This is a genomic window from Bradyrhizobium sp. 40, from assembly GCF_023100925.1.
Lineage (GTDB): Bacteria > Pseudomonadota > Alphaproteobacteria > Rhizobiales > Xanthobacteraceae > Bradyrhizobium.
In genome coordinates this window covers 1,367,871-1,386,620 of sequence record NZ_CP064688.1, presented here as the reverse complement: position 1 = coordinate 1,386,620, position 18,750 = coordinate 1,367,871, and the positions used below count along the sequence as shown (strand labels likewise).

Sequence of the window (18,750 nt, the reverse complement as noted above, 5' to 3'; positions counted from 1 at the left end):
TCGCTGGTCTTCATCCTGGGGTCGGGCGACCTCTAAGAAAACGAACGGCTTCGCGCCGGAAAGGGTGGGATTCGGGAACAGCGCCTTCCAAGCAGTTTACGCCCTTGCCTGCAAGGCGGCCACTAGGCCCGGCACAAACTTGTTGACCCAGAACATCTTCTTGCTGCCCTTGACAACCACGACATCGCCTGCCCTCAGCAGATTTGCGACCTCGCCCGGCTTCAGCGTGACGGGGTCGTCGTGCCAGCCGAGACCCTTGCCGGCTGGAAGCACTTCGAACAGGTGACGCATCAGGGGCCCGACGCAATAGACGCCGTCGATGCCGTCGAGATGCCTGGCGAGGTCGGTGTGATAGCCGGGCGCACCATCGCCCAACTCCAGCATGTCGCCCAGCACGGCAATGCGGCGGCCGCCGGTCGTGTTGCGCGCCTGCAGGCTTTGCAGCGCGGCAGCCACGCTGGCCGGATTGCCGTTGAAGCTGTCGTCGATCACGGTGACGCCGCCGACCGCCTGCTCGACGCCACGGCCGGTCATGATGCCGACCCGGTCGAGCTTGATCGCAAGCGTCGCCGCATCGAGGTTGGCCGCACGGATCGATGCGAGCGCGGCGAGCGCATTCTGAACGCGGTGCGGCGCGCCCGGCGTCAGGCTGAACGCGATCTCCTTCTTGCCGAGCGCGGCCACGACCTGCCAGCTGTCGCCGTGCGGGGCGTGCGCGACCTCGTGCACCTCGGCTTTGTCGCCGAAACGTATGACCTTGCCCTTCCAGTCCGGCGCCTTGATCCCCGCGGGCAGCACCAGCACGCCTTCCGAAGGCAGGCCGAGGGCAATCGACACCTTCTCGCGGCGGATGGCTTCGAGCGAACCGAGTTTCTCCAGGTGCACCGGTTGGACGTTGACGACGAGCGCGACCGTCGGCCGCGTCAGCTCGCTGAGCCGCGCGATCTCGCCGGCCTGGTTCATGCCCATCTCGACGACCCAGAGACTGGCATCGGGCCGCGCATTGCACAGCGTCAGCGGCACGCCCCAGAAATTGTTGAAGCTCGACGGGCTGGCATAGGCATTGGGGTAGGCCGCGAGGAATTCCTTGGTGCTGGTCTTGCCCGCGCTGCCGGTGAGCCCGATCACCGGCCCGTTGAAGCGCGCGCGTGCCGCGCGCGCTAGACCCCAGAGACCGTCGATCAGCGTGTCCTTGACGACGATCTGGGGAATGCGGATGCCCGCGATCTCGTGCGGCACGATCATCGCGACCGCGCCCGAGGCTTCCGCCTTGACCGCGAACTCCCAGCCGTCACGCGCGCTGGCGAAGGCCGAGATGAAGCCGCCGCTCGGGGTGCCGCTCAGTGCCACGAACAGGCTACCCGGTTTCACCAGCCGGCTGTCCTGGGTGACGAAGTCGATTGGCGTGTCCGGGAACGCCCCCGCGGCGCCCAGCGCGCGCGCCACTTCGGCCACTGTCCATATGGGCGCGCTCATGCAATCCTCGACGATAATGCGGCGGCGACCGCCTCGTGATCACTGAAGGGCAAAACCTCTCCGCCGACGATCTGCCCGGTCTCGTGGCCCTTGCCGGCGATGAGCAGCGCATCGCCATCTTCCAATTCCGCGATCGCGGTGCGGATCGCAACGGCGCGGTCGCCGATTTCGCGGGCACCCTTGGCGGCAGCGAGGATTTCGGCGCGAATGGATTCCGGCTTCTCGCTTCGCGGATTGTCGTCGGTGACGATGATGCCGTCGGCATTGCCAGCCGCGATCTCGCCCATGATCGGACGCTTGCCGGCATCGCGGTCGCCACCGGCGCCGAACACGACGACCAGCCTGCGCCTGGCGTAGGGACGCAGCGCCTGCAGCGCCTTGGCCAGCGCATCGGGCTTGTGCGCGTAATCGACGAAGATCGGCGCACCGTTGCGCTCGCCGACACGCTCCAACCGGCCCTTGGCGCCCTCGAGATGTTCGAGACTCGCAAACACGTCTGCGGCGTCGCTGCCGGTGCCGATGGCGAGACCGGCCGACACCAGCGCATTCTCGATCTGGAATTCGCCGACCAGCGGCAGCCGGACCGCATATCGCTTGCCGCGATGGTCGAGCGCGAGCACTTGCGAAAATCCTTCGACCTCCGCACCGGCGAGACGAATGTCCTCGCCCGCCCCGTCGCCGTTGCGACCGACCGCCATGACGCGCAAGCCGCGCGAATTCGCAGCACTGATCGCCTCCGCCGAGCAATCATGATCGGCGGAGATCACGGCCGCGCCCCCGGGCGGGACAAGTTCTCGGAACAGCCTGAGCTTGGCCGCGAGGTAATGCGCGACGGTCGGATGGTAATCCATGTGGTCGCGCGAGAGATTGGTGAAGCCGCCGGCGGAAACCCGCACGCCATCGAGGCGATACTGGTCGAGCCCGTGCGAGGAGGCCTCGAAGGCGAGATGCGTGACGCCCTCGCGCGCGATCTCGTCGAGTTGCCGGTGCAGCGCGATCGGATCGGGCGTCGTCAGCGAGCCATAGACGGTGCGCTTCGGCGAAACGAGCCCGATGGTTCCGATGCTGGCGGAGGCATGCCCGAGCCGCTCCCAGATCTGCCGGGTGAATGCTGCGACCGAGGTCTTACCGCTGGTGCCGGTCACCGCCGCAATTGTCGCGGGTTGCGCGGAAAAAAATCTTGCCGCGGCCAGCGCCAGCGCGCGGCGCGGATTGGCAACCGCAATGAACGGCACCTTGCAGCCATCAGGCGCGTGGTCGCCGACGACCGCGACCGCGCCTGCGGCAATCGCGGCATCGATGAAGCGCGCACCGTCGGTCTTGCTGCCCGCAAGCGCGAAGAAGAGATCGCCCGGCTTGACCGCGCGGCTGTCGAGGGCAACACCGTTCACGTCGAGCGCCGCGACGGCGGGCTCGATTGCGGCATCATTGCCCTGAACGTCCTGACCGAGGAGGTCGCGCAGCTTCATGGTCTTCCAGTCGACATGCCGGACCGGATCGCCGAATTTCCAGGGAAATCCCGACTCAGCAGCGGCAACGGCCCATCCGGTTGATTACTGGGTTGTCCTGGATGCTGCAAGAATAAGGCGCTCGGACGGCGGCAGGTCGAACCGCGGCTCGACGCCTAAAAGCGGCGCGATCCGCTCGATCACCTTGCCGCCGGTCGGCACCGCGTTCCAGCCCGAGGTGATGAAACCCTTCGTTTCAGGAATCGCCTGGGGCTCGTCCAGCATGATCAGGATCTGATATTTCGGATCGTCGCAGGGCATGATTGCGGTGAAGGAGTTGAGCACCCGCTTCTTGGCATAGCGGCCGTTGATGACCTTCTCGGACGTGCCGGTCTTGCCGCCGACATAGTAACCCTTGACGTCGGCGGTCTTGGCGGTGCCGATTTCGGCATTGAGCCGCATCAGGAACCGCATCTTGTCGCTGGTCTCCGTCTTGATGACGCGCTTGGCCATGGACGCCGCTTCGGACTCGGTGCGCTTCATGAAGGTCGGCGGAATCAGATAGCCGCCGTTCACCAGCGCGTTGATGCCCATCACCGCCTGCAGCGGCGCCACCGACATGCCCTGGCCGAACGCGATGGTCACCGTATTCAGCTCGCCCCAGCGGCGCGGTATCAGCGGAGCCGCGCTTTCCGGCAGTTCGGTGCGCAGCCGCGTCAACTGGCCCATTTTGGCGAGGAACGCCTTGTGGGCCTCGACGCCCTGGCCGAGCGCGATCCGCGCGGCGCCGATGTTGGACGAGAAGGTGAACACTTCCTTGGTATTGATGAAACGTCCGAGCGCGTGGCTGTCATGGATGGTGAACTTGCCGTAGTGCAGGTTTCCCCGTGCATCCCACATCGAGTTCAGGTTGATCTTGCCGGAATCGAGCGCCATCGCCAGCGTGAACGCCTTGAACGTCGAGCCCATCTCGTAGACGCCGGTAGTCAGGCGATTGATGCGGTCGGGGTCGTGCGCTTCCTTCGGATTGTTGGGATCGAAGTCCGGCAGGGAGACCATCGCCACGATCTCGCCGGTCTTGACGTTGGAGACGATGCCGGAGGCGGCCTTGGTGTGGTATTTCTCCTTGGCCTTCAGAAGTTCGTCCCGCAGTGCGTGCTCGACGCGCAGATCGACCGAGAGCTCGATCGGCTTTTGCAGCCGGTCGGTGGCAAAGCCCGCGCGGTGGAGATCGGCGAGCCCCTGATTGTCGAGCCACTTCTCCATGCCGGCGATGCCCTGGTTGTCGATGTTGACGAGACCGATGAGGTGGGCGACCTCGTTGCCGGTGGGGTAGACGCGCTTGTTCTCGCGCAGGAAGCCGATGCCGGGAATGCCGAGCTTGTGGATGTCCTGCTGCTGCTTCGCCGTAATCTCGCGCTTGAGCCAGACGAAGCCCTTGCGCGTCTTCAGGCGCTCGCGCACCTCGGCCTCGTCGAGGTCGGGCACGGTGGCGGTCAGAAGCTCGATCGCCTCGTCCTTGTCGATGATGCGGCGCGGCTCGCCGAACAGGCTCGACGCCTTGACGTCGGTCGCGAGGATCGCGCCGTTGCGATCGACGATGTCGGGCCGCGCGGTCGCGACCACCTCCTGCGCCGCGGCGCGACGCGCGCCGTGGGCGTCGGCGCCGATCGCGAACATCACGAGCCGGCCGCCGATCAGGGCGTAGACCGCGCCAAAGGCGAGCATCGCCAGGCCGACGCGCGCCCGCGCCTTGGCCGCGCGATCGACATTGCGCCCGTACAGCAGGCTGCGGATCAGCCGTTGGCGCCAAGGTTCGGTCGGCTTTTCTGTGGGTTTGGCCGGGGTCACAGCACTCATGGCTTGTCCTCGGGCTGAGGCACGGAGCCCGTCACATTATCGGGATCGCTCGCGGCTTCGATGGTGTTGAGCATGGCGCCGATTGGATCCGGCTCGCCCGGCCTGAACATCCGCGGCGGACGCTCGGGCAAATTCTTCAGTGAGTCATACTGCGTGCCGTTGACCGGCTTGAGCTGCAGATGCCGGTCGGACAGGCCTTGCAGGCGCAGGGGCGCATCGAGCTTGGCCCATTCGGAGCGCAGCGCCGCGATCGCATCGCGCTGCTCGCGGATCTCCGCATGCAGACGCAATACCTTTTCGGTGCGCGCCGTGGAGTCCATCTTGATCCGGTAGACATGAGCCGCCGCGAAGATCAGCGCGCCGATGACGAGGAGGTGGATGAAGCGCATGCGCTAGCCACCTCTCATGACGTCGGAGAGTTTTGGCCAGGACGATTGCTCGCGATCGTCATGCGCGGGAGCCGAGGTGCGCTCGGCGGCGCGCAGTTTTGCCGACCGCGCGCGCGGGTTATGCGCGACTTCGTCCTCGCCCGCGATCACCGGCCGCCGCGTCAGCAGCTGGAAGCTCGGCACCGCCTGAGACACTTCCGGCAAATGGCGTGAGCCGCCACCTGTCTTGCTGCGCTCGGCGAGGAAGTTCTTGACGATGCGGTCTTCCAGCGAATGGAACGAGACGACCACGAGGCGACCACCGGGCTTGAGCACACGCTCGGCAGCGATGAGCGCGCTCTGGAGTTCCTCGAGCTCTTCGTTGACGAAGATGCGCAGGGCCTGGAACGTCCGCGTCGCCGGGTGAATATCGCCAGGCTTGGAACGAACCACCCTGCCGACGAGATCGGCGAGCGCGCGCGTGGTCGTGAACGGCGTCTCCTGACGGTCCGCGACGATGGCGCGGGCAATCCGGCGCGACTGCCGCTCTTCGCCGAGGAGATAAATGATGTCGGCGAGATCGCCTTCCGACGCGCGCGCCACGACATCGGCCGCAGTCGGGCCCGCCTGCCCCATCCGCATGTCGAGCGGACCATCGAGGCGGAACGAGAAGCCACGGCCGCCCTGGTCGAGTTGCATCGAGGACACCCCGACGTCCATCACGACGCCGTTGACGCCTGCGAGGCCTTGCGCCGCACAGACATCGGCGAGGTTGGAGAAACGATCTTCAACGAGGGTCAGCCTGCCTGCGGAGCGTTCGACCAGGTCGGCGCCGCCCTCGATCGCAGTACGGTCGCGATCCATGGCGATCACTCGGGTTCCCGGCACGTCGAGAATCGCGCGGCTGTAGCCGCCGGCACCAAAGGTCGCGTCGATATAAAGGCCGCCTTCGCGTGGGGCGAGGTGGTCGATGGCCTCGCGGCCAAGAACGGGGATGTGCGGAACCGAGCTCATGCGCCAAGCCTGCCGATCGCCCCGCCGGACTCCCAAGTGAGATCGGGGACGAACAAGCTCATAACGCCTCGAATGATTCCGCGTCGCGGCGGTTCCACGACCCAACCCCCGTCCAACATAGTTACCGAGCCCGGTCGTCCCGGGCCACCAACCCAGTATTCCCCTTGGAATTTGTCGGGCAGCCATGGGATTTCGAGCCAAAATACGCTTTGGCCGCCTCCGGACGCGGGTCGGCTCTTCATCCCTCAGTAACGGCCCTTAGCGTTAAGAAAGCGTTGATCGGCTCGCGACAAGTCGAAAAGCTGACGCGGCGGTGATGCTTCATCCACACACATGCGCCAAAATGCATCCGTTAACCTCGTCGCGCGGTTGCGCACGGTGGAGGGTAAAGGAATAGTAAAGAGAAGGGCTTGGCCCACTCTCTGTTTGTCTCGAGCTGTTTATGTCGTCCGGTTCGTCCACGCCGTCTGGATCTGATTCGAAGCGTCAACGCGTTCTCCCGGTTCCCAAGGCCGCCGCGAACATGCGGACGTTCGAACCGGATTCCTCGATCGTCTCCGACATCATCCCCTCACCGAACCATGGCGACCGTAACAAGGGCCGGCAGCCCGACATGATCGTGCTGCATTACACCGGCATGCCCGACGTCGAAGGTGCGCTGGCGCGGCTCTGCTCGGCGGGCACCGAGGTGTCGGCACATTATGTCGTGCTGGAAGACGGCCGCATCGTGCAATGCGTGCCCGAGGCCAGGCGCGCCTGGCATGCCGGCGTGTCCGCCTGGGCCGGCGAGGACGACATCAATTCCTGCTCGATCGGGATCGAGATCGTCAATCGCGGCCACGACTGGGGTTATCCGGAGTTTCCGCTGCGCCAGATCGCCGCCGTGATCGCGCTGTGCCGCGGCATCATGCTTCGCCGCAAGGTGCCCGCGCACCGGGTGCTCGGCCACTCCGACGTGGCGCCCGCGCGCAAGAAGGATCCCGGCGAAAAATTTCCGTGGCATTCGCTGGCCAATTCCGGCGTCGGCCATTGGGTCACGCCCGCGCCGGTGGTGCGCGGCGAGAGCCTGATGCTCGGCACCATCAGCGACGAGGTGCTGAGCCTGCAGCAGGCGCTCGCCAGATACGGCTACGGCGTTCCCCTCACCGGCAAATACGACGCCGCGACCATGGAAGTCGTCACCGCGTTCCAGCGCCATTTCCGCCCGGCGCGACTGGATGGGGTCGCGGATCACTCGACGCTGTCGACCTTGCAGGCGCTGTTGGGGAGTCTCCCTCAGGAGACAACGGCCGTCGCGACGAAGTGACGACGACTGCCACACACCCCGTCATTGCGAGCGAAGCGAAGCAATCCAGGAGTATTGGGCAACTACTCCATCTCCCTCATCCTTCGCGCATAAAGTCGTCGCAGCGGCTCCAACTGCGTCGCCTCCGTCGCAGCGCGATAGGCCTCGCGCGCCTCCTCATTCCGGCCGAGCCGCCGCAATAGATCGGCCCGCACCGCCGGCAACAGCTCGTAGCCACGAAGCCCGCCGCGCGCAGTAGTCGCATCCACGAGATCGAGCGCACGTGCCGGCCCATCGACCATCGACACCGCCGCCGCATGGTTGAGCTCGATCACCGGCGACGGGTTGATGCGCAATAGTACTTCGTAGAGCCCGGCAATCTGCGGCCAGTCTGTCTGCTCATAGCTCGGCGCGCGCGCATGCAGCGCGGCGATCGCGGCTTGGACTGCATAGGGCTGCGGCCGGCCGGGCACGCGCAGTGCGTCGTCCACCAGACGGAGACCCTCCTCGATCTGTGCATGGCCCCACCGCGAACGATCCTGCTCTTCCAGCAGCACGATGTCGCCGGCGGCGGTCTGGCGCCCTGCGCGGCGCGCATCGTGCAGCAGCATCAGCGCCAGCAGGCCCTTGATCCCCGCGCGATCGGGTAACAGCCGGTCGAGCAAGCGGCCAAGCCGGATCGCCTCGGCCGCAAGATCGGGCCGCATCAAATCCGCACCTGACGTCGCCACATAGCCTTCGGTGAAGACCAGATAGATCACGGCAAGCACACCCTCGAGCCGCGGCACCAGCGTGTCGCGCTCGGGGACCTCATAAGGAATGCCGGCGAGCCGGATCTTCTGCTTGGCGCGGACGAGACGCTGCCCCATCGCCTCCTCAGTGACGAGGAAGGCGCGCGCGACCTGCGCCGTGGAGAGCCCGCAGACGGTGCGCAGCGTCAGCGCGACCTGGACTTCGGGCGCAAATGCGGGATGACAGCAGGTGAAGATCAGCCGCAGCATGTCGTCGTCGACCATCGCCGGCGGCTCGACGGGCGCCTGCGCGTTCAGCTCGAGCTCGTGCACGAGCGCCTGCTCCTTGCCACGGAAAACGGCCTGGCGCCTGATACGGTCGATCGCCTTGTGCCTGGCGACATTGACCAGCCAGGCACGCGCATTGTCGGGGACCTCGCACGCCGGCCAGCGCTCCAGTGCCACCGCAAACGCGTCCTGGAGCGCGTCCTCGGCAAGATCGAAATCGCCGACGAGGCGGATCAGCGTGGCCAGCGCCCGCCCCGCCTCGTCGCGGAAGATCTTGTCGATCTCGGACAATGTCATATGTCGATGCGCGACTGCGCCTTCACTTGTCGTAGACCCAGATCGGCCGCACCTCGATCGAGCCGATGCGCGCCGACGGAATCCGCGACGCGATCTCGATCGCGGTATCGAGATCCTTGGCCTCCACGAGGTAATAGCCGCCGAGCTGCTCGCGCGTTTCGGCAAACGGGCCGTCGGTCGTCAGCGTCTTGCCATCGCGCACGCGCACGGTCGTCGCGGTCGTGGTCGGCTGCAGCCGGTCGCCGGCCTTGAAATTGCCGCTCTGGATGATGCCTTGCGTGAAGGTCTGATATTCCGCCGTCATCTGCTGGCCGGCCGCCGGACGCATATTCGCGTACTCGGCTTCGTTCTGGTAGATCATCAGCAAATACTGCATCGCTTAACTCCTGTTGCACGGCTGGATCGCCGACATCCAGTCGAACGGGACACGCACCCAACGACATCTTCAGGATAAATTATTTCGGGCGAACCGTGCATGGCGTTATCGGCTTGCGGAACCGACACAAATGCTTCATGCGTAAGCCGTCAGTCGGCCGGACGGCCGCTCCGGCAAGTGCCGAAAGGCCGCCGGGGAGGAAAGTCCGGGCTCCCTTGACATACGGTGCCGGATAACGTCCGGCGGGGGCGACCCCAGGGAAAGTGCCACAGAGAACGAACCGCCCGCCGTAGCAGCGCAAGCTGCGTAGGCAGGTAAGGGTGAAAAGGTGCGGTAAGAGCGCACCGCGGCTGCGGCAACGGAGCCGGCATGGTAAACCCCACCGGGAGCAAAACCGAATAGGGACGGCGTAGCGGGCTGTTCGCGAAAGCGATAACGCCGCGGGGCGATGTCAGGCCCGCCGTCCGGGTAGGTTGCTCGAGGCCCTGTGCAAACATGGTCCCAGAGGAATGGCCGTCACGTATCGTTCGCGCAAGCGGACGGTGCCTTACAGAACCCGGCTTACAGGCCGGCTGATATTCTAAAGCGTTTTCGAGCGAAGTGGTTTTCCGGTTCGCGTGAAGAAAACGTGTCTTACCAAGAAGTGACGAGGGGCTCGGTGTTAATGCATCGGGCCCCTCACCATTTTGGCTCTCTATCCGACGATCTTCTCCAGGACCGCCATCAACGCCTCCGGCGCCGTGACATTCGGTGCATGGCTCGCGTCGAGTTCGAAAGTGCGCCAGCCATCCTCGCTCTTGGTGCGCTTCGCAAACTGCCCGAACACGTCGCCCGGCGGAATGCGCGTGCAATAGATGTAGTTGCGCGGCATCACCGGCTCGCCATGTTCGAGCTTCAGCTTCGTCTCGAAACATTTCATCGGCATGTTGATCCGGCGCGCGTTGAGCCAGTCGAGATCGGCCTGCGGCGTGTCCGGCGGCGGCGGGTTCGGCGGGATGCGGTAGCCGTCGCCTGAGCTTGCAGCCTTGCGCATCGGCTCGCGCCCGCCCTCATGGAGATCGAACAGCGATTGGCCGTCACGCGGCACGAAGGCGTCGAGGTAGATCAATTGCGTCACCCGCTCGCGCGCGCGATCGGCGACGCCGGTGGCGACCATGCCGCCATAGCTGTGGCCGAGCAGCACGATGTCCTCGAGGTCCTCGAACCTGATGACATTGAGAATGTCCTGGATATGCGTATCGAGATCGATCGCGGGACTAGCCAGATGCGCGCGCTCGCCGAGGCCGGTATAGGTCGGCGCAATCAGGCGATGCCCGGCCTGCGCCATCAGCGGATGCATCTTCTTCCAGGCCCACCCGCCGGACCACGCGCCGTGACAAAGCAGGAAGGTTTTTGAGGGTGCGGCCATCGGCGTTTCCATCGTTCTTGTTTGTACGATGGAGTGTAGCGGCCGGTCTCGCGATGTAAACGCTAAGGCCCCTTAAGCCGCGCGCGTGTTCACCTTGACGAAAACGGGTGCACCCTGAGCAGCTTCGCGCCGCAGCTTGCCCGCCTCAAAACCGTGCATGCCGATCTGCCATTGCAGCCCGACGATGGCGCCCTTGGTCGGCTGCAGCAGCGCAAGCGAAGCGAACAGGGTCACCGGCAGCCACACCGCCAGTTGCAGCCAGACGGCCGGCGCATAGGCGGTCTCGACCGCGAGGATTGCCGGCACCACGAGATGGCCGACGACGACCATCACGAGATAGGCCGGGAAATCGTCGGCGCGCTGGTGAAACAGCTCCTCGCCGCAATGGTCGCAGGTATCCGCCACCTTCAGGAAACGGCCGAACGCGTGCCCCTCGCCGCAATTGGGGCATTTGCCCAAGAAACCGCGCCACATCGCTTTCGTGAGAGAGACTGAACCGGTCGCCATGACCCCACCTCTTCCTTTTCTACGATCCATACAATAAGATCTTGCATCCATACATTCAAAGGATATAGGCCTTAATTGCATGGATTGGACCCCTACAATCTCGGAGCTGAGCGGGCCGCGCTATCAGCGCATCGTCGAGGCCATGGAGGCCGATATCGTGGCGGGCCGGCTGGTGCGTGGGCAGCAACTGCCGACGCAGCGGGCGCTGGCAAAGGCGCTCGGCATCGACCTCACCACGGTGACGCGCGCCTACACCGAGGCGCGGCGCCGCGGCATCATGGAGGCCCGGGTCGGCCAGGGCTCGTTCGTGTCGGAGACCAGCGCGCGCCGCGCGGTCGATCTGCCGCATCCCGTCGCGATCGACCTCTCGATGAACGTGCCGCCGCAACCTCTCGAAGCGCAACTCGACGAGCGCATCATCGCCGGGATGGAAGCCATCCGCGCGCAATCGGGCCTGACGGCGCATCTCAACTACCAGCCGCCCGGCGGCAGCGCACACGAGCGCGAGGTCGCCGCGCGATGGATGCGCGCACGCGTGCCGCATGCGCATGCCGACAGGCTCGTGATCTTTCCCGGCGCGCAGACGATCCTGTTCAGCCTGCTCGCCCACCTCGCCCGGCCCGGCGACGTGGTGCTGACGGAGGCGCTCACCTTTCCCGGCATCAAGGCCGCCGCGGCGCGGCTCGGCATCAAGCTCGTCGGAGTCGCCATGGACGACGGCGGCATCCTGGCCGACGCGCTGGCGAAGGCCTGCCGCACGCATAGACCGAAAGCGGTCTATCTCATTCCGACGCTGCACAATCCGACCACTGCGACGCTTCTCCCCGAGCGCCGCAGCGCTCTCGCAAAGATCATCAAAGATGCCGATACGATTCTGATCGAGGACGACGCCTACGGGCTGCTCGATCGGTCGGCATCGCCGATCGCCAATCTCATTCCGGAACGGACATATCTCGCAACCACGCTGTCGAAATGCATCGCGCCCGCGCTGCGGGTCGCCTATCTGGTGACGCCAGATAGCAGCTCGCAGCGGGAGATGCGCAACTCTTTGCAGGCGACGGTGCAGATGCCGGCACCGCTGATGGTCGCGCTGGTGACGCATTGGATCGAGACCGGCATCGCCGACCGCATCATCACCGCCATCAGGAGCGAGGCCGTCGGCCGGCAGCAGCTCGCGCAACGCGCGCTCAAAGGCTTCGAGTTCCAGGCCAAGTCCGCCGCTCACCATCTTTGGCTGCGGCTGCCCAAGGACCGTCCCGACGTCGCGGCACATCTGCTGCGGAATGGACTGGCAGTCGTCGCCGGCGAGGCCTTCACCGTCGACGGGACCGCGCCACACGCGGCACGCGTTTCGCTAGGCGCGGCGCGCAACAGGGCGGAATTGACGGAGGCGCTGCGCATCCTGGTCGGCGCGCTGCACAGGCCCGCCGACACCAGACAGATCGTCTAGCAATAGCCTATTGATGCTGGCGGCGATGCCGCGAGCGCACGACCGGCGCGACGGGAGACGGATAGGCCGCATAGGCTTCGCTCGGCGCGAACGACTGGCCGCGAGCCCCGCGCGCGGCGGGCGTGAGCTGGCCGCCATTCAGAACGTCGCGGTCCGGATGAGCAGCCTGATAGGCCGCAGGCTCGGAAAACTGGGCCTGCGCCATTGTCGGCATCAAGGCCGCCGCCGCCACTAGCGCGGCCGCGACGGCAATCTTCGTGCGGGTCATCGTCCTTCTCCATACGCTCATTCGGGAAATCACCGATCGAACCGCATGATGGCGTCGAACGGACCCCCCGGTTTAAGTACGAGCATCATCTAGGGCCTGTCTTTCGCGAACGCCCGCCGCTGGGGATCACGCTTGCGTGCGGCTTTGAAATTGACCTGCACGGCCGCAGCTGTGCTATGCGAGCAATGGCGATCAACAGTTCGGGATCGCCCAGGCGACAGGGACTATCTGTTGGAAATACTCACCTACGCGCTGCTGCTGCTCGGCGCACTGGCCGGGGGCTTCGTCTCGGGCCTTGCCGGATTCGGCACGGCGCTGATGGCGCTCGGCATCTGGCTCTACGTGCTGCCGCCCTCGCTCGCGGTGCCGCTGGTGCTGATCTGCTCGGTGATCGCGCAGAGCTCGACGCTGCCCTCGATGTGGAAAAGTTTTGATCTCTCGCTGGTCTGGCCGTTCCTGATTGGAGGACTGATCGGCGTGCCGCTGGGCACCATGCTGGTCGCCTCCGCCGATCCAAAAGTGTTCAAGCTGAGCGTCGGCGTGCTGATCCTGGTGTTTTCAACCGCTCTCTATCTGAACAAGCAGCCGCTCGCCGTCACCTTCGGCGGCCGCATTGCCGACGGCGCGATCGGCTTTGCCGGCGGCATATTAGGTGGCCTTGCCGGACTGTCGGGGCCGCTTCCGATCCTGTGGGCCAACATCCGCGGCTGGAACAAGCACGAGCGGCGCGGCATCTTCCAGCTCTTCAATTTCACCGTGCTGGCCGCCGCTTTGGTGTTGCAGACGGCCTCGGGCCTCGTCGCGTTCAAGGTGATCTGGCTCGCGGTGATCGCATTTCCGGGCACGCTGATCGGCGCATGGGCCGGCGCGCGCGTCTACCACGCGCTGAGCGACAAGCATTTTGGCGATGTCGTGCTCGGTCTCTTGTTCCTGTCGGGCCTCGGCCTGGTCTGGAACAGTTTGGGCACGCACTAGCTCCGTATTGTCTTCGCGGCGAGCGCCATGCCGCCGGCAACGCCGACTCCAAGCACGTAGATCCAGCCCTCGGCGAAATCGAACAGATGCGAGTTGAGCAGCGAGGAGAGCAAGTTCTGCACCATGACCAGAAGGCCCCACCCAGCAGGCCAGCCCCTCGCCGCGAAACAGCGAGAGGTGCGCGAACCAGAGCGCGTAGAGGATCACGACGCCCAACGCGCCCCATTGCACGGCGACATTGAGCGTCTGGTTGTGGGGATCACCGACGATTTCAGCCCGAACCCCGCTCTCGCCGACAGCCGCGCGCGCGAACAGGCCGCGGATCGCGCCGGTGCCGTGACCGAGCAGCGGCGCGTCCGCGGTGAAGGCCAGCGATTTGCGCCAGAACTCCAGTCGCGATCCCATACCGCTGACGTCGTTGCCGACGATGCTGACCTCGTAGTCTCCGCTGAATTTGGCGACGGTCGTGCGCAGATGCGGCGAGGCGGTCCACAACGTCAAGGCCAACAGCCCCATCGCACCGACGGCGAGCAGCGCGGTGCGGCGGCGCAAATGCAAGAGCGCGAAGACCACGATCAGGATCGGCAGCGTCACCAGCGCCGTGCGCGAGACCACGACGAACATCATGTTGGCGAGGAATCCAATCGCGAGCGCCACGAACAGCGCCGCGCTACGGTAGCGGCCTCGTCGTAGCAGCGACACGGTGGGATAAACCAGCGCGATCGCACAGAGCGCGAATTCCTGGCTCTGGTCGATATAATTGCGTACCGCGATCCCGCTTTCGACCTTGTAAGGCCCGCGCGACAGATAGAGTTTCAGCGACAGTGCGGGATCGGCGGCAACGGCAAAGGAATAGAGCATCAGCGCCGTGCACGACACCAGGAACGCGGAAAACACCCAGTTGCCATAGGGCCAGCGCTCGAACTGGTAGATCAGGAGCGGAATCACCAGCAGCTTCGCTGCCGGGCCGATCGCATGGATTCGGTCCGGCCACGGCGCATCCGACCAGAGCGTGCCGATGGCGGCGAGTGCGACCAGCGCGATCGGCAGCAGGCAGATCGGCCGAAGCAGCGAACGCGGAAATTCGCGAAGGTCGAGGAACGCGAACGCGATCAGCCAGGGAATGAGCGCGAAAACGAGCCCGGTCGTGGTCCATGGCAACAGCAACGCGATCAGCGCGACGAAGCGGGCTGGCGTGCGATAGCGTGCCGCCCAGATCGCGGAGAGCCAGGAATTGGGCCGCTGCTCGTACAACACTCCGGTCATTTGGCCCCTGCAGGCGATCCCCACGGCGCGGCAAGTTTGCCGGAGCCGTGGGGCGGGGACAAGCGATCGCTACGCCGGCGCGCGTACAGGAGACGCCACGGGCTCCGGCGCAGCCTGCTCCGGGGATTCCTCGTGTCGGAGCATGACAAGGCGCTTCCTGAATTCACGCCGTAGCAGCCACAAGCTCAGGGCCCCCTGCAGCGTGGTTGCCGCGATCGACAGGTACCAGACGTGCTCGATCCGGAAACCCGGCCGCGTCGACAGCCAGATCGCCGGCAGCGAATAGGTGAGCACGCGCGTTGCCGAACTCCACAGCACCGGCTTGGTATTGCCAAGGCCCTGGAACATGCTCGAGCAGGTGAAGATCACGCCCTGCGCCACCATGTTGAGCGAGATGATCCGCAGGAACAGGAACGCGATCTCCATGGTTTCCCGGTCGTTCGAGAACCCCGCGAGCAGGAGCTGCGGCTTCAACTGCGCGAGGCACATGAAGCCGATCATCACGACACTGGTGATCAGCGCCGCCTTGACGAAGGTTTCGCGCACGCGCTCGCCTTTTCCGGCGCCCATGTTCTGGCCGGCGATCGGCCCGGCGGCGAGCGCAACTGCAAGCGCCGGCATCTGGATCAGGCCCAGGACCCGTTGTCCGATCCCGAAACCCGCCTGCGCCGCCGCACCGAAATCGCGCAGCACGAAATAGACCACCGCCATCAAGATGAACATCATCGCGAACTCGCCGCCGGCAGGCAGACCGACATTGAGGATGCGCTTCAGATGCTGCGCCTGCGGACGCCACTGCGCCGGATTGAAGGCGACATAGCGCTCGACCTTACGAAAATACGCAAGCAGCATCACGACGCCGATCAGCACCGCGATCGAGCTCGCCAGCCCCGCACCGGCAACGCCGAGCGCATGGCCCGTGCCCAAGCCCGCGATCAGAACCGGCGCCAGCGCGATGTTGATGGCCACCGCAAGCGCCTGCACCAGCATCGTGGGACGCACGATGCCGGTGGCGCGCAGCGCGGATCCCATCACCTGGCTCGCGAATTGCAACGCGAGCGCCGGCATGAACCACAGCAGATACGTGGTCCCCGCCTCGATCGTGGCTTCGTCCGCGGCGATCGCATGCATGTAGGCGCGCGACAGCGCCGCGCCTGCGACCAGGGTCAACAGTCCGAACAGCACCGACAGCACGATCGCCTGATTGAAGATCAAATTGGCATCCGGCCGATCCTTGCGTCCCACGGCATGCGCGATCAACGACACCGCGCCGACGCCGAGCACCTGCATCAGCGCGTTGATGAGAAAGCCGGCATTGCCGGCCGCCGCCACGCCCGCGACCGCGGCATCGCCCAAGCCCGAGACGAAGTACAGATCGACCAGCTGGCAAAGCATGATCGTGACCATACCGACCATGATCGGCGGCGCCATGCCCATAATGTGCTTCGCGATGGAGCCGTTGGTCAGGTCTTTCATGTCACCCATCCTTGACCGATTCTTCGGCGACGCGGCCGACATTGGTCCACCGGCCGCGCGTCACTCATTCCGCCGCTGCGATCTGTCCGAGCTCCACCACCTGGCGCTCGAACAGCCCCCGATAGATGCCGCCGGGCTTGGCCGCGAGCTTGGCATGCGTGCCTTGCTCGACGATCTCGCCGCGGTCGAACACCAGGATGCGATCGAGGCTCTTCACCGTCGACAGCCGGTGCGCGATCACGATCGAGGTCCGGCCTCTCATCAGCCGCTCCATCGCCTGCTGGATCAGCGCCTCGGATTCCGAATCGAGGCTCGAGGTCGCTTCGTCCAGGATCAGCACCGGCGCATCGGCGAGGAAGGCGCGCGCCAGCGCCACGCGCTGCCGCTCGCCGCCGGAGAGCTTGACGCCGCGCTCGCCAACCAGCGTGCCGTAGCCCTTGGGCAGGCGCACGATGAAGTCGTGCGCGTTGGCCAGCCGTGCCGCCTGCTCGATCGCGTCCAGGCTGGCGCCGGGCCGGCCATAGGCGATGTTCTCGGCGAGCGAGCGGTGAAACAGGATCGGGTCCTGCTGCACGATCGCGATCTGGCTGCGCAGCGAGTGCTGCGTGGCCTTGGCGATGTCTTGCCCATCGATCAGAACGCGGCCGCCGGTGACGTCGTAGAGCCGCTGCACCAGCTTGACGAAGGTGGTCTTGCCGGAGCCGGAGCGGCCGACGAGACCGACGCGTTCGCCGGCGTGGATCGTGACCGACAGTCCGTCATAGAGCGGCGCGTGGTGGCCGCCGTAATGGAACGTGACATCGTCGAACACGAGCTCGCCGCGCTCGATCGTGATCGGCCGCGCGTCCGTCGCATCCGCAATCCCTATCGGCTCGTCGTGGATCGCCACCAGCTCTTCCATGTCATTGACCGAGCGCTGCAGGTTGTTGATGTGCATTCCGACGTCGCGCAAATAGGCATGGATGACGTAGTAGCTCGTCAGCACATAGGTGACGTCGCCGGGCGAGGCCTGCCCCGACATCCACAGCAGCACGGCACCGCCGATCACGGAGGCGCGCAGGGCCAGCAACACCGAGAGCTGCGCCAGATTGGTGTAGTTGTAGCGCAGCCAGGTCCGCCGCACGCGCACGCGCCAGCGGTTGACGACACGGGCAAGCCGCGCATCCTCGCGCGCCTCCGCGCCGAACGACTTCACCACGGCGTTGCAGGTCAGCGCATCCGCCAGTGTGCCGCCGACCTTGGTGTCCCAGGCATTGGAGACGCGCGCGGCCGGCGCGATGTAGCGCGTCGAGAACAGCACCGTCATCGTGACATAGGCCAGCGCGCCGAGCGCGATCACCGCGCCAAGCGAGGCCCAGTGCACGCCGAGCAGGATCATCGACCCGATCAGCACCAGCAGCGACGGCGCCAGCGCCATCAAGATGGTGTCGTTCAACAGGTCGAGCGCCCACATGCCGCGGGTGACCTTGCGCACCGTGGATCCCACGAAGGAGTTGGCGTGCCAGTCGGTCGAGAACCGTTGCACGCGCATGAAGGCTTCCTGCGCGACCTCGGACATGATCTTCAGCGAGAACGGCACGATGGCCTGGAGGCCGGTCAGCCGCAGCACCATGGACGCTGCGCCCAGCGCCACGATACCGCCCAATGCCATCAGCGCCGCGTGACGCGCGGCGGGATCGGATGGGCCGCGCGTCAGGGCGTCGACCAGATGTCCGGAGAAGACCGGCATGAACAGGTCGGCGATGGTCGCACCCAACAAGCCGCCGGCCACGACGAGCGTACGCCCCGGCTGCTTCAGCCAGTGCCGGAACACGAAGGGCAGCACCACGCGTATCGCCGCGGGCCTTTTTGACAGAGCGGTCATGGCATCATCCGGCCGCTTATGCCGCGGGCCGGCTCCATTGATGGACACAGGCCGGCCGCGAGGGCCGAGACGGCGTCACTTGAAGTTGGCTTTGGACTTGGGGAGCGGAGCGATCGGGACTGGAAGCCCAATCGAAGCTGGCGGAAGAGGCCTCTAGGAGGCCGAGCAGATACCGAGCCAGAACATCATCGAGCGCGGGCGTGCGATCTGCGAATGCGACGAAATCATGCAAATCCTCCCGGTTCGATGGAATGAGGTGCGCTTTATAGATGTGTCATTGGTGATTTGCAACGGGGCTCGCGCGAGATCACGCACGAGTGTTGCAAATTAGTACGCATCGCCGCGCTCTCCTCCGTCATGCCCCGCGAAGGCGGGGCATCCAGTACGCCGCGG

At 65.5% G+C, this 18,750-nt stretch carries 15 protein-coding genes, 1 other RNA gene and 1 pseudogene; 4 read left to right on the top strand and 13 right to left on the bottom strand.

Annotation, left to right across the window (positions count from 1 at the left end; translation table 11 throughout):
• Positions 1 to 96: 96 nt before the first annotated feature.
• The 5 genes from murF to rsmH all read right to left on the bottom strand — a co-directional run bounded on the left by murF (position 97) and on the right by rsmH (position 6,166).
• Positions 97 to 1,476, bottom strand: a complete 1,380-nt coding sequence (gene murF / locus IVB40_RS06530; protein ID WP_247818406.1) for a UDP-N-acetylmuramoyl-tripeptide--D-alanyl-D-alanine ligase — start codon at positions 1,474 to 1,476, stop codon at positions 97 to 99.
• Positions 1,473 to 2,945 carry a UDP-N-acetylmuramoyl-L-alanyl-D-glutamate--2,6-diaminopimelate ligase gene (locus IVB40_RS06525; RefSeq protein WP_247818405.1) on the bottom strand — a complete coding sequence of 491 codons (1,473 nt, stop codon included), beginning with the start codon at positions 2,943 to 2,945 and terminating at the stop codon, positions 1,473 to 1,475. Before IVB40_RS06525 ends, murF begins: the two co-directional genes overlap by 4 nt.
• Before the next feature lie 84 nt (positions 2,946 to 3,029).
• Positions 3,030 to 4,784 carry a penicillin-binding protein 2 gene (locus tag IVB40_RS06520; protein WP_027570697.1) on the bottom strand — a complete coding sequence of 585 codons (1,755 nt, stop codon included), beginning with the start codon at positions 4,782 to 4,784 and terminating at the stop codon, positions 3,030 to 3,032.
• Positions 4,781 to 5,173 (bottom strand): hypothetical protein, encoded by a 393-nt coding sequence (locus tag IVB40_RS06515; RefSeq protein ID WP_027570696.1) that lies wholly within the window; start codon positions 5,171 to 5,173, stop codon positions 4,781 to 4,783. The genes IVB40_RS06520 and IVB40_RS06515 overlap by 4 nt, the downstream gene beginning before the upstream one ends.
• A 3-nt stretch (positions 5,174 to 5,176) precedes the next feature.
• Positions 5,177 to 6,166 (bottom strand): 16S rRNA (cytosine(1402)-N(4))-methyltransferase RsmH, encoded by a 990-nt coding sequence (gene rsmH / locus IVB40_RS06510; protein ID WP_247818404.1) that lies wholly within the window; start codon positions 6,164 to 6,166, stop codon positions 5,177 to 5,179.
• A 523-nt stretch (positions 6,167 to 6,689) separates the two neighbouring features.
• Between rsmH and IVB40_RS06505 the strand changes: the two genes are divergently transcribed.
• Positions 6,690 to 7,472, top strand: coding sequence for an N-acetylmuramoyl-L-alanine amidase (locus IVB40_RS06505; RefSeq protein ID WP_035963407.1), 783 nt, complete (start codon positions 6,690 to 6,692; stop codon positions 7,470 to 7,472).
• Positions 7,473 to 7,534: 62 nt separating this feature from the next.
• On the opposite strand, the gene IVB40_RS06500 is transcribed toward IVB40_RS06505, so the two are convergent.
• Positions 7,535 to 8,767, bottom strand: coding sequence for an RNA polymerase sigma factor (locus IVB40_RS06500; RefSeq protein WP_247818403.1), 1,233 nt, complete (start codon positions 8,765 to 8,767; stop codon positions 7,535 to 7,537).
• A 22-nt stretch (positions 8,768 to 8,789) separates the two neighbouring features.
• Positions 8,790 to 9,143, bottom strand: coding sequence for a YciI family protein (locus tag IVB40_RS06495; RefSeq protein WP_007600836.1), 354 nt, complete (start codon positions 9,141 to 9,143; stop codon positions 8,790 to 8,792).
• 149 nt (positions 9,144 to 9,292) lie between these two features.
• Between IVB40_RS06495 and rnpB the strand changes: the two genes are divergently transcribed.
• An RNA gene (gene rnpB / locus IVB40_RS06490) (RNase P RNA component class A) lies at positions 9,293 to 9,723 on the top strand.
• Positions 9,724 to 9,837: 114 nt separating this feature from the next.
• Here the strand turns inward: rnpB and IVB40_RS06485 are convergent.
• Both IVB40_RS06485 and IVB40_RS06480 read right to left on the bottom strand, forming a co-directional pair.
• Complete coding sequence (locus tag IVB40_RS06485) at positions 9,838 to 10,551, bottom strand: alpha/beta hydrolase (protein WP_247818402.1); 714 nt, start codon at positions 10,549 to 10,551, stop codon at positions 9,838 to 9,840.
• Positions 10,552 to 10,623: 72 nt separating this feature from the next.
• Positions 10,624 to 11,088 carry a DUF983 domain-containing protein gene (locus IVB40_RS06480; protein ID WP_256468207.1) on the bottom strand — a complete coding sequence of 155 codons (465 nt, stop codon included), beginning with the start codon at positions 11,086 to 11,088 and terminating at the stop codon, positions 10,624 to 10,626.
• Between the two features lie 49 nt (positions 11,089 to 11,137).
• Between IVB40_RS06480 and IVB40_RS06475 the strand changes: the two genes are divergently transcribed.
• Complete coding sequence (locus IVB40_RS06475) at positions 11,138 to 12,508, top strand: PLP-dependent aminotransferase family protein (protein WP_247818400.1); 1,371 nt, start codon at positions 11,138 to 11,140, stop codon at positions 12,506 to 12,508.
• Positions 12,509 to 12,515: 7 nt separating this feature from the next.
• Here IVB40_RS06475 and IVB40_RS06470 read toward each other — a convergent pair whose 3' ends face one another.
• Complete coding sequence (locus tag IVB40_RS06470) at positions 12,516 to 12,776, bottom strand: hypothetical protein (RefSeq protein WP_247818399.1); 261 nt, start codon at positions 12,774 to 12,776, stop codon at positions 12,516 to 12,518.
• A 231-nt stretch (positions 12,777 to 13,007) separates the two neighbouring features.
• Here IVB40_RS06470 and IVB40_RS06465 point away from each other — a divergent pair, with 231 nt between their 5' ends.
• Positions 13,008 to 13,751, top strand: coding sequence for a sulfite exporter TauE/SafE family protein (locus IVB40_RS06465; RefSeq protein ID WP_247818398.1), 744 nt, complete (start codon positions 13,008 to 13,010; stop codon positions 13,749 to 13,751).
• A gap of 258 nt (positions 13,752 to 14,009) precedes the next feature.
• Here the strand turns inward: IVB40_RS06465 and IVB40_RS06460 are convergent.
• From IVB40_RS06460 to IVB40_RS06450, 3 genes and pseudogenes are all read right to left on the bottom strand, one after another.
• Positions 14,010 to 14,375, bottom strand: a pseudogene (locus IVB40_RS06460) (O-antigen ligase family protein); the annotation flags it as partial.
• 711 nt (positions 14,376 to 15,086) lie between these two features.
• Complete coding sequence (locus tag IVB40_RS06455; RefSeq protein ID WP_247818397.1) at positions 15,087 to 16,493, bottom strand: MATE family efflux transporter; 1,407 nt, start codon at positions 16,491 to 16,493, stop codon at positions 15,087 to 15,089.
• A gap of 64 nt (positions 16,494 to 16,557) precedes the next feature.
• On the bottom strand, positions 16,558 to 18,357 hold the full coding sequence (locus IVB40_RS06450) for an ABC transporter ATP-binding protein (RefSeq protein WP_247818396.1): 1,800 nt from the start codon (positions 18,355 to 18,357) through the stop codon (positions 16,558 to 16,560).
• Positions 18,358 to 18,750: the final 393 nt, after the last annotated feature.

What these genes read in the sequence shown, in the direction of transcription:
- murF (WP_247818406.1), bottom strand. Translation starts at nt 1,476, where the DNA reads ATGAGCGCGCCCATATGGACAGTGGCCGAAGTGGCGCGCGCGCTGGGC.
- IVB40_RS06525 (WP_247818405.1), bottom strand. Translation starts at nt 2,945, where the DNA reads ATGAAGCTGCGCGACCTCCTCGGTCAGGACGTTCAGGGCAATGATGCC.
- IVB40_RS06520 (WP_027570697.1), bottom strand. Translation starts at nt 4,784, where the DNA reads ATGAGTGCTGTGACCCCGGCCAAACCCACAGAAAAGCCGACCGAACCT.
- IVB40_RS06515 (WP_027570696.1), bottom strand. Translation starts at nt 5,173, where the DNA reads ATGCGCTTCATCCACCTCCTCGTCATCGGCGCGCTGATCTTCGCGGCG.
- rsmH (WP_247818404.1), bottom strand. Translation starts at nt 6,166, where the DNA reads ATGAGCTCGGTTCCGCACATCCCCGTTCTTGGCCGCGAGGCCATCGAC.
- IVB40_RS06505 (WP_035963407.1), top strand. Translation starts at nt 6,690, where the DNA reads ATGCGGACGTTCGAACCGGATTCCTCGATCGTCTCCGACATCATCCCC.
- IVB40_RS06500 (WP_247818403.1), bottom strand. Translation starts at nt 8,767, where the DNA reads ATGACATTGTCCGAGATCGACAAGATCTTCCGCGACGAGGCGGGGCGG.
- IVB40_RS06495 (WP_007600836.1), bottom strand. Translation starts at nt 9,143, where the DNA reads ATGCAGTATTTGCTGATGATCTACCAGAACGAAGCCGAGTACGCGAAT.
- IVB40_RS06485 (WP_247818402.1), bottom strand. Translation starts at nt 10,551, where the DNA reads ATGGCCGCACCCTCAAAAACCTTCCTGCTTTGTCACGGCGCGTGGTCC.
- IVB40_RS06480 (WP_256468207.1), bottom strand. Translation starts at nt 11,088, where the DNA reads ATGGATCGTAGAAAAGGAAGAGGTGGGGTCATGGCGACCGGTTCAGTC.
- IVB40_RS06475 (WP_247818400.1), top strand. Translation starts at nt 11,138, where the DNA reads ATGGATTGGACCCCTACAATCTCGGAGCTGAGCGGGCCGCGCTATCAG.
- IVB40_RS06470 (WP_247818399.1), bottom strand. Translation starts at nt 12,776, where the DNA reads ATGACCCGCACGAAGATTGCCGTCGCGGCCGCGCTAGTGGCGGCGGCG.
- IVB40_RS06455 (WP_247818397.1), bottom strand. Translation starts at nt 16,493, where the DNA reads ATGAAAGACCTGACCAACGGCTCCATCGCGAAGCACATTATGGGCATG.
- IVB40_RS06450 (WP_247818396.1), bottom strand. Translation starts at nt 18,357, where the DNA reads ATGACCGCTCTGTCAAAAAGGCCCGCGGCGATACGCGTGGTGCTGCCC.